The organism is Nostoc sp. ChiQUE01b, from assembly GCF_034531255.1.
Classification (GTDB): domain Bacteria; phylum Cyanobacteriota; class Cyanobacteriia; order Cyanobacteriales; family Nostocaceae; genus Nostoc.
The window spans coordinates 1-16453 of record NZ_JAVRBM010000026.1 but is presented as its reverse complement, the minus strand read 5'-3'; the positions used below and the strand labels follow the sequence as shown (position 1 = coordinate 16453).

Here is a 16453-nt window from a genome sequence, read left to right as displayed (position 1 = left end):
GCTAAGTCGTAATTCATAGTTAAGAATTCAATTACGATTTATTTTAATACCAGGATGAATCTTAAAGCCAAGTTGCTCAAGTTTTAGATGAGAAAGGGACTCCTTCAGAATAATAGTAAAAGGATATCGCTGGAATACAGTAGCTTTACCTTGTGACAATAGTAGCCTAGCATGGCTGATGCGTACTGGATATAACGGTTGTTGGTTGGCATCGAGAATGAATACTTTAGTCATGTAATTTTGAATTTTAGATTTGCGATCGCCAGACTGGGGACTAGGAGAATCCCCTTACTCAGCTATGGAACGAGAAAATTATTCTCCTCTGCTCCTTTATTACTCCTTTGATTAAAGAAAAGACAAGAATGAGAGTCTAGAGGTCAACTCCAGCACTCTTGTCTTTACCTCTGATTTAAGGATTTCCAAGGAATAAATTATCCAATTTTGTGGGGTGTCTCACAATCATTTGTAATTGAATATTTTTATTGGGAAGCCTCTTAGCTGTTATATTAATTTTTATAAGTACTGTAATTCGGTCGGATAACCGTTGAATTAACTACAAGCAAAAATTATCACATACAAATTTAAAAAGCAATAGGCTAGCTGTTAGGAGAGACAAAGCGTAGCTTTAGCTCTTTGAGGTTTTTTATAATATGACTCGTCAAAAGGGCGTAATTGCTTGTAAATGCAGGGTTTTTTTCAACTGCGGATGCTCGAAGCGAAGTTCTCTGGCGTGCAGATGTAACCGACTAGTAACTGCACAGCATCCATAAAGGCGATCGCCTAAAATAGTTATCCCAAGTCCTCGCGCATCAGCTGCATGAACCCTTAACTGATGAGTGCGTCCTGTTAGTGGCGTAAATTCTACGCGAGTGTAGTTTCCTTCTCTGGCCATTACCTGGAAGTGTGTCAAGCTAGGTTTACCGTACTGCCAATCAACTTTTTGCTCAGGGCGATTTTCAGGATCTCCCCATAGTGGCAAGTCAATTTTACCTTGCTCAACTATTACAGCACCGGAAAGTATGGCTTCATAAACCTTGTGAACCTGGCGTTGCTGAAACTGCTGGCTGAGTTGCCGATGGGTTTGGCGATCGCGTGCCAACAACAAAATCCCAGAAGTTTCTCGATCTAAGCGATGCACAGATATAAGCGCCATGCCATCAGGTAACAAATGACATAAGCGACTCAAGACACTATCTTGGCGATCGCGATAACGACCAGGTACCGAAAGTAATCCAGCAGGTTTGTTTACAGCAATCAGCCATTCATCTTCATAAATAATCGGTAAAGTGACCTCCCCCCAAACCCTTCCCCTATCAGGGCAGGAGGGGCTTCTTACTGCCTTTTCCCTAGCTGGCAAGGGAGGTTTCAAGCCTGAGAGCAAAAACCCCATCAATGGCTGACATCGCTCGACACACGCTCCATAAAACTTTCCCGGAATTTTATCCTGATTTACGGAAGACGCACCCCACCAAAATTCTGCCATTGCTAGGGGTTTAAGATTATGTGTTGCGGCATAATGAAGCAGCTTTGGGGCACAACAGTCTCCTGTACCAGTTGGCGAACCTCTTGGCATCAATTCTTGCAATGATTGCGATCGCCCGGAAAAATTAGTCAGGCTGTAGCTAGCGTGCATTTGAGCTTGTAATTGACAAGAAAGTGCTTTACGCTGTTTTTTCAGTTCGCTAATTCGCGCATCCGTCGCTGTAATTGCTTGTTGTAGTGGCTGTAATACGGCATTTTGCTGGCGTTTAAGTTGTCGTCGCTCAATTCCCTGCTGACGACTCTCTTCGTCAAGTTGTTTAAGGGCAATCGTGAGTGTTTCGGGAGAGAGTGTATTGCAGAGTTGCTGACGTTTTTCCTGTCGTTGATGTTTGCAATAGCGATGGCGATCGCTCATTGCTTGTAACTGCTGCTCAAAGTCATTAAACAGGATTTCATACTGCTGGCGTTCGGTGAGTTGCTTCAAAGTAATAATTTCTTGCTTAATCGCGTCCAACTGTGCCAAAGTCCGGGCTTCCTCGAAAGCAACTTCGTCTCGTCCGGGAATTGGCGGCACCCAGCCCTCAACCACACTGCAACCATTCAAAAGACCGGAAAAGGCTTTTAGTACCCGTTGTTCGCCATTAGGCAGTTCAACCAATAGGATTCCATACATCTTCCCTTCACGAGAATAACAGTTATTCTTAGCAAGATATTGCATTAGTCCGTGGGCGATCGCTTCGGACATTGAAGTGCGGGGTAATTTTAGGCGATCGCCACTTTGCGGACAACGCCCTTCATACCAATAACTAGAAGATGAGTCGCCGAGCGCAAAATCACAGTCGATGAAATCTGAAAGTGTGTGCAGAACTACCATACAAAGTATGATTGCAAATCTAGCTAATTTTAATATTTTAAATTATTGCCCATACTAATAAGTTCGTAGTCAGGACTTTAGTCCTTATTTTTAAGCACTAAAGTCCTGACCACAAACCTTCTTGCACTAGCTTGACAAAGTATTAGTTGGAGTGCGATCGTCTTCTGGTGTAGGCAATTGTTCAGATAAATTTGCTTCTTGAGATGCAGGTTCTGGATCTTTTGTCATACCATGCTGCTCTTGCCCTCTCAGTCCAAGATATGTTGCGGCACTGATTCCTTGTAGCGCCAGAAGTGTATCATCAAATTCTGGCATTGCTAGATTTTTAATCACCTCCCAAACAAAAAATAATCCGATGGCAACTGTCCAAATAAATGTTTGGAAGCGATGAAAATTGACTCCATTAATATCTGATAATATATCGGTGAAAAACCCTTCCGAAACGCTTTGACTACCTTTTCTATTTTTCTCATTACCCTGCCCATCAATTAATGAAGTACCAAATGCAGTTACAGAGTTAATTCCTAATAAAACTAGTGATTGTGCAGTTAAAATATTAGTGTAATCTCCTGTTACGCCGTAGATAATCAGGTAAGCAGAAAAAATGAGAAATGTCCAGAAAGCAAGTTGAGATATTGATAAGCTGAAGGGATTTCTATACTCTTCATTTGAACCAAGAAAAAACTTAGCAATTCCCGAACGAGCTTCTTTTTGAGGTAGAAACTCTTTTCTAATCAACATTTCCTGACCATTGATGACTTCTTTTTTAGAGTAAATTCCTTCTATTCCAGGGCTACGTAGACTGTCTCGACCATATCTGATAAATATCAAGATAATAGCTATAACTAGAAGCAGACACAGCCAAAATCGCCATGATAACAGAACTATTTTTAATTGAGGAGGCGAGAGAGGATCGCTCACCAGAATCGCAACTTTACCGGGACAGCCTACCCCAACTATCGTATCAATACTATATTTGGGCCTACCACCAAGTAGCGAATTCCATGCAGTTTCAGATGCATCAGTACGTTCAAGCTGAAAAGCTAACCAATCATTATTAAGAGTTTTCTTTTGATCTTCACCCTCCTCCATGACGCTGACTGGTTCTCCGTGGACATTATCTAGCTGATAGCCATTCAGGTACAACACTAATTGGCGAGGATCGAATGAATTGCCTTTAGGCGTTGTACTTGTGGCTGCTGCTGACAATCCTTTAACTTTTACCCTGATGCGATCGCCCATTTTAACCTGGCTGCGATCGTTATCAGCAATGACTCGTTCAGTTCTGAGATTTGCAGGAACATAACAAGCGCGAGACGATGCAAAATTTACAGAAGGGATACCTGAACTATCTTGAGCGATCGCAGAAAAGTTGATAGAAACAACCAGAGAAAACACGAATAGAAAAATAGCAGTAAATCTTTTAGTCTTTCTATACATTGCTCAGTATTACTAAGTAAACTATGTCGTAGTTTACTCCTACTTGAGCCATTTGGAATATTAAAAAACTTGTCTAGGATGAATCCCCAGAGAGTTAATTTGGCAGACATTCAGGAGTGCTGAGTGCCTCGGCTTAGAGTAACCTTTGATGAGCGAAACGGGGGGATTGAAGTAAGGACGCATGTTTCGACTCCGCTCAACACAAGTTATTTCTTGTGGCACTTTCCGCTCGAAATAAATATTTATTTCTTCTTCCTTGGCTTTTAAGCAGGGGCTTCAGACCCTTCTGTGCTGAGTGCGATTATTACTTTATAACTGGGCACTCATAACTGGGCACTCAGCACTGTTTCAGTGACTGCCGAATCCATTAAAAACACAACAGCTTACCCATAGCGCTTGTACTCCTAATACTGTATTCTCTGATAGATTAGCGTTTGCAAAAACAGGGATTAGCAGTAATTCCATTCCGGTTTGCACCTGAAAAAGTAACTTTGTAGATTTGTCTATAAAATTACAAACTCCAAGAGTAAAAATACTATCAATCTCTTAGCCTACTCACCCAATGTAGGTTAAACCAATTCGCAATTCGCAATGACGCTCGCAGACTCGCTAACGCTGCGCTAACGCAATTACGTTTTGTAACAGGGATTTAACCCCGAGACAAAACCTGCTGTCTATAGAGACAGGGGACTTAAACCCCCAAACTTTGTTAAAAATCTCACCAAGCAAGCATTTTAGACCTATCCAAACCCCAAGATGCCTTCTAAGCGAATCTTGTTTATCAGTAACGGCCACGGAGAGGACAACCACACCTCTTATGTTATTCAGACTCTGCGCCAATTGTGTCCTTCTCTTGAGATGGCGGCAATGCCGATTGTGGGAGAAGGAAAAGCTTACCGTAGTTTAGACATTCCCATTATTGGGCCCACACAAACAATGCCCTCCGGGGGATTCTTCTACATGAAGCGCCTCTATTTGCTCAAAGATTTTCAATCAGGATTGATTGGGTTAACGTGGCAACAATTACAAGCAGTGTTGCAGTATGCTCCTAACTGCGATTTAATTATGTCTACTGGGGATTTTGTCTCCCAGACATTTGCTTACTTAACAAAGCGTCCCTTCGTTTCGTTTATCTCTTGTCTTTCTGCCCTTTATGAAGGGCGATTGCGTCTCAATCCGCTTCTGTGGCACGACCTTAATTCTTCTCGATGTCTGGCAGTTTTCACCAAGGATTCCCATACGGCTTATGACCTCGAACGGCAAGGTTTAACTAAAGCTCAGTTGGCTGGCATTCCGGCTTTAGATAGGCTCGTCCCTACTGGCAAAGACTTGCACCTGAAACCGGACGAAAGAGCGATCGCTCTCCTACCAGGGTCACGGATGCCTGAAGCCGCGCGAAATTTTTGTTTGCAGTTGCAACTAGTGGTAGAAATCGCCAAGGTGATGCCTGAGTCAGGATTACAATTTCGTGCAGCCTTGATACCGGATTTGATGGAGCAACTAGACGACATTGCCAAAAGTCAAGGTTGGCAGCTGACTCAAGGCATACTCACTTATTCTCCTCCAGGAAATTCTGCTGAGGAATCACCGATTGTGGAAGTGAGATGTTATTCAGATGCCTTCAGTGATATCCTATGTTACTCTACTCTCGTGATTGGTATGGCAGGGTTGGCAGTGGAGCAAGCTGTAGCGATCGGCAAACCGATCATCCAGATTCCCGGAGAGGGCCCTCAATTTACCTATCAATTTGCAGAAGCGCAAACGCGGCTGTTGGGCATTTCTGCCCAAACCATCGGCACTAAGCCAGCAACCCCTGAGATTCTCAAGCAAGCAGCTAAACGAGTAGTGGAAACTTTAGAAGATTCAGACTACCTCGCTAAGTGCAAAGAAAATGGCCCTCAGCGATTTGGCCCACCTGGCGCATCTGAGAGAATTGCCCGCTTTCTACTAAACTCTCTAGGAGAAACTGAGTAGAAATTGCGTCAGAATTCAGGAGTCAGCACGGTTGGGTAACATGGTGTGGTAGGCTAACGCCGTAATGCACCTCAATTCTAACTCCTGTACAGACGCGATTAATCGCGTCTCTACTCCTAACTCCTAACTCCTGAATTCTTACTTACCTATGAAAGTCCGCTCTAGTTACTGGCAACTGTTACCTTATCTGTGGCCCCAATGGCCGCTGTTAATTCGGGGATTGGCTTGTATCTTAGGATTTGTGTTATTCACCCTAGCAGTGCCCTATTTAGCAGGTCAGGTCTCTTTTTATCTTAGTCAGGGAAATGTTAACCAGATTGCCTACTGGCTCGGACTAGCCACTTTAGTATTTTTGGTTCGAGGGCTTTGTCAATACGGGCAGAATGTCTTTATGATCGCTGCTGCCCTGAACATGGTTTTAAACTTGCGTAAGCGCGTTTATGCTCACCTGCACAAACTTGGATTAGATTATTTTGAAACTACACAGACGGGAGACCTGACTTATCGCCTGACTGAAGATATCGATCGCGTCGGCGAGATTGTAGAGAAATTATCCCATCAGTTTCTTTCCAATTTGTTGCAGTTAATTGCGATTCCCATTTACATGCTCTACCTGAATTGGCCACTCACCCTTGCAGGTTTGATTTTGGCTCCTTTAATGGCTTGGTTGATCGGGCAATTTGGTCAGCGATTACTCGTGCTATCTCGCCAGAGCCAAAATCAGGTTTCCAATTTGTCGGCGATGTTAACTGAAGTATTTAGCGGAATTCGCGTTGTTCAAGCTTTTGCAGCCCAAGAATATGAAGTGAAGCGATTCAATCAAGAAGCAGAAATTAATCGCCAAGCTAAGTATCGCGCTCTACAACTCAAATCCATTCAGTTTCCCGTTGTCGGTTTTTTGGAAGCAGTTAGTATTATACTGCTGTTTTTATTAGGAGGATGGCAGATTTCTCAGAATCAGCTGACAGCTCAAGGGTTTATCAGTTTCTTAGCTGCTGTGGCTATACTGATTCAGCCAATCGACATGATGATTAGCAATTACAACGAGTACAAACAGACCGAAGCTTCTGTTGAACGCATCTTTGAACTGATGGCGAAGGAACCTAGTATCAGCGAAAAATCGAATGCTCAGGCAATGCCACGAGTTATGGGCAAGGTAGAGTATCGTCATGTTGATTTCGCTTACAATCCCGATCAGCCAGTTCTTAAGGATCTCTGCTTAGACGCTTCTCCTGGTGATGTCATTGCCTTGGTTGGTTCTTCTGGAGCAGGCAAATCGACGTTAATTAACCTTTTACTTCGCTTTTATGACCCTCAGATGGGTCAAATTCTGGTTGATGATATTGATATCCGTGATGTCACACTTACCAGCCTGCGCCATCAAATTGGCATTGTTCCCCAAGATGTTACGCTTTTTTCGGGAACGATCGCCGAAAATATCGGTTACGGCCAGGAAAAATTAGATTTAACAGCGATTCAGTCAGCAGCAAAGATTGCCAACGCTGACTCTTTTATCACCCAGTTTTCTCAGGGTTATCATACCTGGGTAGGAGAGCGTGGAGTTAACCTATCGGGAGGACAACGCCAAAGATTAGCGATCGCTAGAGCAGTTGCCAACGATCCGCGAATTCTCATCCTGGATGAGGCCACCTCTGCCCTAGATTCGGAATCAGAAGCACTAGTTCAAGAAGCACTGGAGCGAGTGATGCAAAACCGTACTGTGTTTATTATCGCCCATCGCTTGAGCAGCGTTCGTCGGGCTGACTGTATTCTCGTAATCGAACAAGGACAGGTGGTTGAAGCTGGTACCCACACCTCCCTTCTGTCTCAGGAAGGACGGTATGCCCGTTTTTACGCCCAACAGTTCTACTCTACAGATGAGTAGGGGATTGCCAAACTGTCGGTTTGCTCATTTGATAAAATTTATATTTAGAAAATTGTTTTTCAAATCAACACCCCAGCAATACAAGCGGTGATAAAACCGGCTAACAATCCGCCAATCATTGACCTTACACCCATACGAGCTAAATCATGCTGGCGATTAGGTGCTATCCCCGCAATGCCGCCAATGGTAATGCCAATTGAACCGATATTTGCAAAATTACATAATGCATAAGTTGTAATAATTACTGCACGCTGAGAGATTTTTCCATTTTCAATTAGTGCCTTCAAATCCAAAAAAGCAATAAACTCATTGAGAATTGTTTTTGTACCCAATAAAGCCCCAACTTGCCGACAATCAGCCCAAGGTACGCCCATTAGCCATGCTACGGGAGCCATCAGAAAAGACAAAATCCACTGCAATGAGAGTTGCTGTAAGCCTACAAATGTCCCTAACCATCCCAAAAGTGCATTCAGGGCAGCTAATAATCCTAAAAAAGCGATAATTATCACCCCAACATTAACTGCTAGCTTCACGCCGTCAATTGCTCCGGTAGTAGCAGCATCAATTACATTTACATAATTGGTTTCTATATCCGCTTTTGCTTTGCCAACCGTCTCTGATACTTCTGTTTCGGGGTAAAGTAATTTTGATACCACCAAGGATATGGGAGCAGTCATAAAGAAAGCAGCAATTAGGTGTTCTGCTGGGATGCCAAAGGAAAGATACGCTCCTAGTACTCCACCGGCGATTGTGGCAAAACCACCCGTCATCACGGCATGGAGTTCCGATTGCGTCATATTCGCTATATAAGGTTTAACCATCAGCGCCGATTCTGTTGGCCCCAAAAAGATATTACCTGCACAGGATAAAGATTCAGAACCTGATGTTTTCATCGTCTTCATCATTACCCACGCCATCACGTTTACGACTCGCTGTAAAATGCCGTAGTAATACAAGACACTGATGAAAGCAGAGAAAAAGATAATTGTCGGCAGCACTTGGAAAGCAAAGAAATGATCCTTAAAATTTTCTCCAAAGACAAATTTAGCACCAATATCAGAAAATGCTAAAAATTGACTGACAATATCTCCCAGAGATTTAAACACAGTCAAACCCCAAGGAGTTTTAAGAATCGTGAGTGCAAACACAAATTCCAATCCCAAACCCCACGCCACTATTCGCCAACGCACCGCACGACGATTAACAGAGAAGGCGTAGGATATACTGATAAAAACTAAAATTCCCAACGCAGAAATGATGCGTTCCATGTTTACTCCTGAAAAGTCTTGCTAAGGCACTTAGTCACAGAGCATACACAAAAATTCGCCTTTCTTGTGGTTTTTTAGTCAATTACTAAAGTTTTGATCCTGTAAATCAGAATTTAGCGATCGCACATTTTCCAAGTGCAATATCTGATTAAGGAGGCAGGAGGACGAAGGCAGTTCTTGCTGGAGGTAATCCCCATAAATAAATTTAGGGGATTTATAGCCGTAGCCACATAGGTTAGGACAATGTTGATTGCTAAAAGCCTTGATTTCACTGGGTTTATACTCAGCACTCAGCACTCAGCACTTAGCACTTTGCTATATAAAGGACGCTGTATTTTTTGCGCCTACTCGCTGAAATACATTTTTTTAGCTTTTTTCATAAATCAATTTAGGGGCTTGAAACCATGAAGGCAGAGGGTAAAAATTGTATTTTTTACCTTCTGCCCTCTGCCTTTCTTCGGTAAGTATTCAATCTCTCTTGCCCCCTCATTGTGGTTCGATAATTGAACCCATAAACAAAACGTTTCCCGTATGATTATCTCTAATGGCACAGAAGAAGGGACGATTGACAATCATTCGGAATGGTTCTGGTTCTTGTCTCAAAGATGTTGCTACTATTCCCACTGAAGTAGCAGCAGCTGCTTCGGTGCCTTCTTCATTTACTTCAACAAAAGTTTTATGCTTAACTTGGCTAATGGCAAAATTTTTACCCATGCCAGAAAAATTGGCTTTGTTGCTGAAAGCCTCTCCCATACCTAAAGTTTTTAAAGCATCATTGAGTGTAATATCGTAATCTGTTTTGAAGCGGGGTAGGCGAATAAACCCTTTTTGATTGTTGAACTGAGTCATCCATTTTTTCCAGTTCTCAACATTCAAGTTTTGATAAAACTCTTTGAGGTTAGAATTATTTTTGGGTAGGAATATATAAAAACTTATCTTACCATCTTTCCCATAAGGTAAACTAACTGCCTGAAATTTTTCGCTTTCATAGTATCTATAATCACCATCCTGTGACATCATTGGCTGTTGTTTTTGCCTGCCAGATGTGATGTAAAAAGGGTATGAAGCAGTTTGTTTCTTGTCAAACTCTTTACTCCAATTACCTTTAAAATATATGGCATTAATCAGAAATAACACCTGCTCTGATTCAATGTTTTCAACTATTTTAGTAATTTTGCCGTTAGTATTTTCTTTAACCCAGTTATTGATAATACTAGGTGCAGCGGCATCTTTAAAGTTTAAATTGCTGACTTTGGCTTGATAGAATTCCTGGACTGTATTGAGAAATTTTGGTGCAAAGCTAACATCTTGATTTGCCCAAAGTGAGTTAGCAATTTTCAATTGCACTTTCGCATCCGAATTATCTAAAAGTTGTTTTAATACCGCCGCATAAGAAGAGTTGATTTCTGGTAGATTCATCCCCTGTAATTCCAGGGTTTTTGCCATTGCTTGTTGAGTCGATCCGCTAGCACCGTTGTAAGTCATAGCAAGAGCGATCGCCACACTCGAAGGTGAGATAAAAATATTCTTCTCACCTTGATCGTTTTTCAGAACTTCTGAAAATAGTTTAAAGCCAAACTTATTGCTAGACTCAACGATTTTTGTATCAGTTTTGGCTGTTTTTTTTTGCAATGGAGTTTCTGGCTGAGGTAAACTAGATTGGGCAAGGGCACTTTTATTACTATCGACTTGAGAACACCCTAATACACTGAATAGAACAACACTTGCAGCAGCCAGCGCATAACGTCTGCCCAGGCTAACACCGTAACGTCTTTGCAGGAAATTTTCTTTCGCATCACTCAATTTATGGCGATTCATTCTGCTACCTCACTTGCCAAAGATTCCCAATTGTTCTCAGAGTTGACGCAGATACTGTGTCAATGACTAACTATTGCATTTACTCCAATAGAAAAATAGGACTGTTACAGTTTTCGTAACAGCAAATTAGTAGCTTAGAGGAATTAAACACAACTTGTGGAGTTGCTAATTCCTTATTGAGACGGCTATAGAGACCAGTTATAAAAAATTTTGATTTCTAAGAATTTTTATTTTTCCGTATAAACGTATTGTAAGCTACGTAATCATAAAATAACCACTTCTGTTAAGTTTTATAGATCGAATAACGTTTCTCTGAGGCACGAAATCTCGTTCCCATGCTCCGTATAGGAACGAGAAAAACGCTGTAATTTTACACAGATATTTGTGCTAATCTATTTCAATTAATAGGTACAGTCCACCAAGCTAAACTGTAAGGTTGAGTCGCTTCATTGAGCTTTTGACGAAACTGGACGCGGATTTTGTAATTGCCAGTAGCAGCAACAGGGCAGAAAATATGTTCTACACTATCGATTTGGCTGATTGAGGAGCAAACAGCACCAGCATCAGAATTTTGAGCATCAGCTTTTACCAAGTAGAGGTCAAGATTATTCAAACCGCGATCGCGAAAATTTTCGCCTACGTCATATTGCTGGTTTTTATTTTTATCGTTGAGTTCTACCAATCGATCCCAACTCAGGGTGACAGCAACAAAACTTCCCTGCTTTAACGGTTTTGCTAATATATAGTCAACAAATGCTCCAACATCGACTGCGCGATAATCCCAACCAATAGCCGGCACCACAGCTGATGCCTGCCATTGACCAGCATTAAATTGCTGATAAGCGCGAAATACATTCAAATGACCCGCTCCCATTTGGGCATCCAAGGGAATCTTTGGATCTTTATAAGCATCAGAATCTAGCCAGTTTTGATTTTGTTTATCAATTAGTGTCCGGGTCATTCCCAGCTTTAAGCCATCGCCGCTATCTAGAAGTTTGTCTGCTGAATTCAGCAATACAGCTTTCATCACTTGATGACGCCGAGCATCAATGCTCCAGTGGGGTTGTTTTGTCCGCATCTGTCGGTCTGCAAGTTCTTGTAACAGAGCAACAGTAGCTGTAACTTGAGGTGCTGCAAAACTTGTACCTGTAACCTTGTTCAATTTGCCATCTGGATTGAGCAAAGGAATATTATTACCAGGAGCAACTAAACTGATAGCGCGACGCCCATCAAGGTCAAATTCCTTTCCAGCTAGTCTTCCATTCACCCCTTGGTTAACACCCGCCAGATTAGCCACGTCTACTTTGTTAAAAACTCCCCCTCGGCGGGATGAAAAAGCCACGTTTATGCCGTTAAAATTATCTGTAGGAATAGGAATACCGCCTTTACCCTGGTTGCCAGCGATCGCATACAAAACATCATGAAAGCGACTAGACCAGTCAACACATAAAGTTAGTAAAGCATTACCGTCTAAAGCAGCTTCCGGACGAGGATCGCGGCTCAGAGGTTCGCCAAAGCTAAAGTTAATCGCACGGACATCGCCACCATTTTGGAGCGCTATGTGCTGTGCCGATAAGCACTCTTCTGGCTGACCCATGTTTTTAGTCGAACCCACAGCTGATGAATATAATCGCGCTCCTGGAGCAACTCCTGGCAAGGCTTTGTCTTGACTCACCATTACACCAGCGACATTGTAGGCGTGGGGGTCAACACCAGTATTAGACTTAGCTGGCCCATTGCGTAAGAAAACCGCAGCTACAGATATAGCACGATTTTTAGACACCGCCTTATCCCACCCAAACATTCCTGGCCGACCAATTTCCACTTGACCAATCGCAATCTTACGACCGATTAAATTATAAGGAGGTTTGTGTAGCTTCAGAGCATCAATACCGTTAGTTCCTAGTCCAGATTCTAAAGCTGAAGCAATTACCGGCGCACTCAGACAAGAAGCAGTTAATCCCCAAAATATCCAGGTTAATTTTTTAGTCATTAGTTATTAGTCATTGGTCATTAGTCATTAGTCATGGGGGATGGAGTATTGGGAAGGGACAAGGAAGAAACTTGTTCAATATTTCTCCCTCATCCCCCTCATCCTCCTCATCCCCCTAGTCCCCATTACCCCTTATCCCCAGAGGGGGCCCCACCATCCCCAGTCCCCAAAAAACCGGGATCAAAATTATGAGTCTTGCTCAATGTTTTGTTACAATGCGTACAGACGAGGACGCTTAAAAACCCACTAGCCATGACCCAAAACCTATCTCAAAAGCCCATTGTAATTGCTCCATCTATCCTATCAGCCGATTTTAGTCGTTTGGGTGACGAAATTCGCGCCATAGACGCGGCTGGAGCAGATTGGATTCATGTTGATGTAATGGATGGTCGTTTTGTACCTAATATTACGATAGGCCCTCTGATTGTGGAGGCGATTCGTCCGATTACGACCAAGCCACTTGATGTCCACTTGATGATTGTGGAGCCAGAAAAGTATGTAGAGGATTTTGCTAAGGCGGGTGCCGATCATATCACCGTACACTGCGAACATAATGCTTCTCCACACCTGCACCGCACCTTGGGGCAAATTAAAGAGCTTGGTAAGAAAGCTGGAGTTGTACTTAATCCTGGTAGCCCTCTAGAACTAATTGAATACGTTTTAGATTTGTGCGATTTAGTACTAATTATGAGCGTCAACCCTGGTTTTGGTGGTCAAAGCTTTATCCCTGGTGTGTTACCCAAAATCCGCAAGCTACGCCAAATGTGTGATGAGCGTGGTCTTGACCCCTGGATTGAAGTAGATGGGGGACTGAAGGCAAATAATACCTGGCAAGTTTTAGAAGCGGGAGCCAATGCGGTCGTCGCCGGTTCAGCTGTGTTTAAGGCTAAAGATTATGCTGAGGCTATTACAGCAATTCGCAACAGCAAGAGTCCTACTCCAGAATTAGCTAAGGTTTAATTCATTTTTGAATTAACCAATCATTAAACATGGAAGTAGGTGAAAAAGAATGTAGAAACGTAGCACCGCTACGTCTCTACAAGGGTTTTAGATTAATTCCATTAGATATCTATTCTCCCCAAAAAATAAGGTAGGCAATTTACCTATCTTATTTTTATATACATAGGACTTACGCACAGGTCACGCAAAATCAAACCACAGAAAATGCAGAGAAGCCAGTGTGCCCTTGCGGTTAAGAGACTTGTCCCTTGCGCGTCTCCCCTTCTCCCAAAGCTATCCATTACCCGGATCTTTCTTAACATTTGCGAGAGTATTCACTCACGTTTTTTATAACCCTGATTCGTTCGTCGTTAATTCTCAATAAAAACCTACTTTTAGCAAGAATATTAAGAGGTAACTTGTCAAGTATGCCTCACACCGAGCGTGTTTAAGATGCCTACAAAACAAGCGTTTCAAGATTGTAAAGAAAGATGTGACTAATGGATAGCTCCCTTTGGGAGAGGCTAGCGCCTTCTCTACGAGACGCACTTGCGAACGCGGAGCGTCTCGTAGAGAAGGAAGAAGCAACTGGCGCGACACAGAGGAATAAGAGTTAGAGAGCTTTTTTGCGTAAGTCCTAATACAGATAAAAAACTGGAAGCTATTCAAGTTTTGAACTTCCAGTAGTTGCTATGTAAATTGAAAGTTTAGAAACTAAAGATAATCCAGGTTAGGAGGACTAGGATTACAATAGTCGAAAGAGAAGCGTATGAGCTACTAGTTCTACCAGCCAAGGACAACAATTTCACCGTAACTTTTCTATTTCTGTTCCTGGAATTGATGTTAAGCGTTTGCAATATTTAACTAAAGCAACACCAACCACAGGATAGAAAGTTTTATCAGCATTACTCGCACTGTCTGCAGTCAGTGAAAGCTGTGTAAAATTTGGCTTGGGGGAATCCACCTCCCCAAATTCTCTTTGCTCAGACTTCCTCAGAAGAAGAACCACCAGTAGCAATAGTTGGATTATTGACCTTGGTCTAGGAGTGATTTACTCCATGAAATGCTGACTACTTTTGTAATCAGTTTGATTTATTTCATAGTCAGAACTAATCGTTGATTTTATTTTTTAAATTAACTTGCTTGCCAAATCACCTCTATTTTAGTTTAAATTGTAGTTGTTATTAGTTTACCAATATCATTAGTATATATTTGCCATTTTGGCAGATTTTTACAAAATACTATCAAATTAATCACTGTTATAGAAAATCTGCCATGCTATAAATTTTCAATTAGCATCGCAGGCTTTCAGATAATCAATCAACTTTAGAGCAGAATCTATTGATTCCAAATACTTTTTAATTGAATCCACAAGATTTCAAGGAAACGTCTTGAACGTTTTCTGGTTTTAATGGCGATTTGCTTGATTGATATTCGTTCATTTGCTGTGTCAATCTCTGGTATAAACTCCCACCAAGGATTTATGCTTTTTGCTTTCTAACTACTTCTAGATAAGCCAGGTCTTTAATTTTGCTTAAGCAGCTTGATGACAGATTATTATCAGATCGGGAATCATGAGTATGTTTCAGCATTTTTAGATTTTCACTTTGCTGTTGTTTTGTCCTATCTGCTTGAGAGTTCTCTTTGAGCAATCGATTGTAGGTGCGATATGGAATGTAATGGAGAGGATTATAACCACCAAATCGCAGCATTAAAACACATGCCCAAGAATACTTTCCAGCAAGAATTGCTTCAACTACTTTGTCAAATTGTTGAGCTTTCACTATCTTATCTAAGTTACTACTAATACCAGCAATGTCTTGATTCATCATAGTGTTTAGTTATTTTGGGTGAAGTAAACTATTTTCTTCTCTGCGATTGTTGGTGTTTGAATTGAGATGTATAGACTGCACTAGCCTTTTTGCAAATCTTGAATTGCTTATGGCAAATTATCACCAATGGAGCGGTGTTTAATGTTTCCAAGGGATAAAAAACCATAAGTAAATAAATTTTCTTGGTTCACATGCTTATATTTCTTACTACTGTTGAATTAGGCAATTTCCGGGAAGTTTGCATATTTTTTTAGACTAATAGAGAAAATATATTTATCTTTGAGCGTTAACAACACCATTCGTATTTATACTATTTTTTGTTGTTAATGTCATCTACTAATCTAGTATATTTATAGGTCAAATTTACTTAATATATTCCGATACTTACTTGTGTATTGTGCAGCTTTCAGTTTTGTCCTCGTTTGTAATTTTTGAGGGGTGTTACCCCTCACCCGATATCATTTTAAAACCTTTATTATTGTCGAGTAACTAGAAAACAATACCATTAAATGAAATGTAAAACAACTTGTAAAAATATTAGTTGATAGAGAATAAAACCGTTCACAGGAGTAAGATTGAACCTATTTCCCAATAAGTTCGATTAGATAATAATACTTATTAGACTTGTCTTGATTGGTTTGCAAAAACTACAACTTTAGCGTATCTAAATATAATCGCTGTCAACCGCTCGTAAATATTTCATAACGAGCAGCTAGGAATCATAAAATATATCAGTTTAAAAATAAAATTACTGGTTAGTGATAACCAGCCTTAGCTGAGTCAAGGAAAAGAGCCGCAAATGGATAACTTTACTCAAAAAATGTAGCAAGCTGAGTCTGTACAATATTAGACAATTTAAGAATAAATAGAAAGCTAATTAACACAGAATATTATTAACAGGACTTACGCAACTGGCACAAAGCACGGGCAGGTAGACAAGGGCGACAA

10 protein-coding genes are annotated in these 16453 nt (G+C 41.4%); 3 read left to right on the top strand and 7 right to left on the bottom strand.

The features are described 5' to 3' along the window. Nucleotides 1-27: 27 nt before the first annotated feature. The 3 genes from RMY63_RS18300 to RMY63_RS18290 all read right to left on the bottom strand — a co-directional run bounded on the left by RMY63_RS18300 (nt 28) and on the right by RMY63_RS18290 (nt 3796). Nucleotides 28-234: an RRXRR domain-containing protein gene (locus RMY63_RS18300; RefSeq protein ID WP_069068524.1), complete on the bottom strand. Its 207-nt coding sequence runs from the start codon at nt 232-234 to the stop codon at nt 28-30. A gap of 424 nt (nt 235-658) precedes the next feature. Beyond that, nucleotides 659-2356 carry an RluA family pseudouridine synthase gene (locus RMY63_RS18295; protein WP_322730059.1) on the bottom strand — a complete coding sequence of 566 codons (1698 nt, stop codon included), beginning with the start codon at nt 2354-2356 and terminating at the stop codon, nt 659-661. Between the two features lie 126 nt (nt 2357-2482). Continuing rightward, nucleotides 2483-3796: a hypothetical protein gene (locus tag RMY63_RS18290; RefSeq protein WP_322730058.1), complete on the bottom strand. Its 1314-nt coding sequence runs from the start codon at nt 3794-3796 to the stop codon at nt 2483-2485. 756 nt (nt 3797-4552) lie between these two features. Here RMY63_RS18290 and RMY63_RS18285 point away from each other — a divergent pair. Together RMY63_RS18285 and RMY63_RS18280 are read left to right on the top strand one after the other, a co-directional pair. Further along, on the top strand, nt 4553-5770 hold the full coding sequence (locus RMY63_RS18285; protein ID WP_322730057.1) for a lipid-A-disaccharide synthase-related protein: 1218 nt from the start codon (nt 4553-4555) through the stop codon (nt 5768-5770). Between the two features lie 148 nt (nt 5771-5918). Next, nucleotides 5919-7655 carry an ABC transporter ATP-binding protein gene (locus tag RMY63_RS18280; RefSeq protein WP_322730056.1) on the top strand — a complete coding sequence of 579 codons (1737 nt, stop codon included), beginning with the start codon at nt 5919-5921 and terminating at the stop codon, nt 7653-7655. A gap of 59 nt (nt 7656-7714) precedes the next feature. Here RMY63_RS18280 and RMY63_RS18275 read toward each other — a convergent pair whose 3' ends face one another. The 3 genes from RMY63_RS18275 to RMY63_RS18265 all read right to left on the bottom strand — a co-directional run bounded on the left by RMY63_RS18275 (nt 7715) and on the right by RMY63_RS18265 (nt 12734). Next, on the bottom strand, nt 7715-8923 hold the full coding sequence (locus RMY63_RS18275) for a NupC/NupG family nucleoside CNT transporter (RefSeq protein WP_322730055.1): 1209 nt from the start codon (nt 8921-8923) through the stop codon (nt 7715-7717). A 486-nt stretch (nt 8924-9409) separates the two neighbouring features. After that, nucleotides 9410-10741 carry a serpin family protein gene (locus RMY63_RS18270; protein ID WP_322730054.1) on the bottom strand — a complete coding sequence of 444 codons (1332 nt, stop codon included), beginning with the start codon at nt 10739-10741 and terminating at the stop codon, nt 9410-9412. A 397-nt stretch (nt 10742-11138) separates the two neighbouring features. Next, nucleotides 11139-12734 (bottom strand): S8 family serine peptidase, encoded by a 1596-nt coding sequence (locus RMY63_RS18265; RefSeq protein ID WP_322730053.1) that lies wholly within the window; start codon nt 12732-12734, stop codon nt 11139-11141. Between the two features lie 252 nt (nt 12735-12986). On the opposite strand from RMY63_RS18265, the gene rpe reads away from it, so the two are divergent. Further along, nucleotides 12987-13694: a ribulose-phosphate 3-epimerase gene (gene rpe / locus RMY63_RS18260; RefSeq protein ID WP_322730052.1), complete on the top strand. Its 708-nt coding sequence runs from the start codon at nt 12987-12989 to the stop codon at nt 13692-13694. 1460 nt (nt 13695-15154) lie between these two features. Here the strand turns inward: rpe and RMY63_RS18255 are convergent. Then, entirely contained in the window at nt 15155-15505 is a 351-nt protein-coding gene (locus RMY63_RS18255) for a HetP family heterocyst commitment protein (RefSeq protein ID WP_322730051.1), read from the bottom strand. Nucleotides 15506-16453: the final 948 nt, after the last annotated feature.

Bases quoted from the DNA above. Each gene is read 5' to 3' on its own strand.
- RMY63_RS18290 (WP_322730058.1), bottom strand. From the start codon at position 3,796: ATGTATAGAAAGACTAAAAGATTTACTGCTATTTTTCTATTCGTGTTT.
- RMY63_RS18255 (WP_322730051.1), bottom strand. From the start codon at position 15,505: ATGATGAATCAAGACATTGCTGGTATTAGTAGTAACTTAGATAAGATA.
- RMY63_RS18295 (WP_322730059.1), bottom strand. From the start codon at position 2,356: ATGGTAGTTCTGCACACACTTTCAGATTTCATCGACTGTGATTTTGCG.
- RMY63_RS18265 (WP_322730053.1), bottom strand. From the start codon at position 12,734: ATGACTAAAAAATTAACCTGGATATTTTGGGGATTAACTGCTTCTTGT.
- RMY63_RS18280 (WP_322730056.1), top strand. From the start codon at position 5,919: ATGAAAGTCCGCTCTAGTTACTGGCAACTGTTACCTTATCTGTGGCCC.
- RMY63_RS18275 (WP_322730055.1), bottom strand. From the start codon at position 8,923: ATGGAACGCATCATTTCTGCGTTGGGAATTTTAGTTTTTATCAGTATA.
- RMY63_RS18285 (WP_322730057.1), top strand. From the start codon at position 4,553: ATGCCTTCTAAGCGAATCTTGTTTATCAGTAACGGCCACGGAGAGGAC.
- rpe (WP_322730052.1), top strand. From the start codon at position 12,987: ATGACCCAAAACCTATCTCAAAAGCCCATTGTAATTGCTCCATCTATC.
- RMY63_RS18270 (WP_322730054.1), bottom strand. From the start codon at position 10,741: ATGAATCGCCATAAATTGAGTGATGCGAAAGAAAATTTCCTGCAAAGA.
- RMY63_RS18300 (WP_069068524.1), bottom strand. From the start codon at position 234: ATGACTAAAGTATTCATTCTCGATGCCAACCAACAACCGTTATATCCA.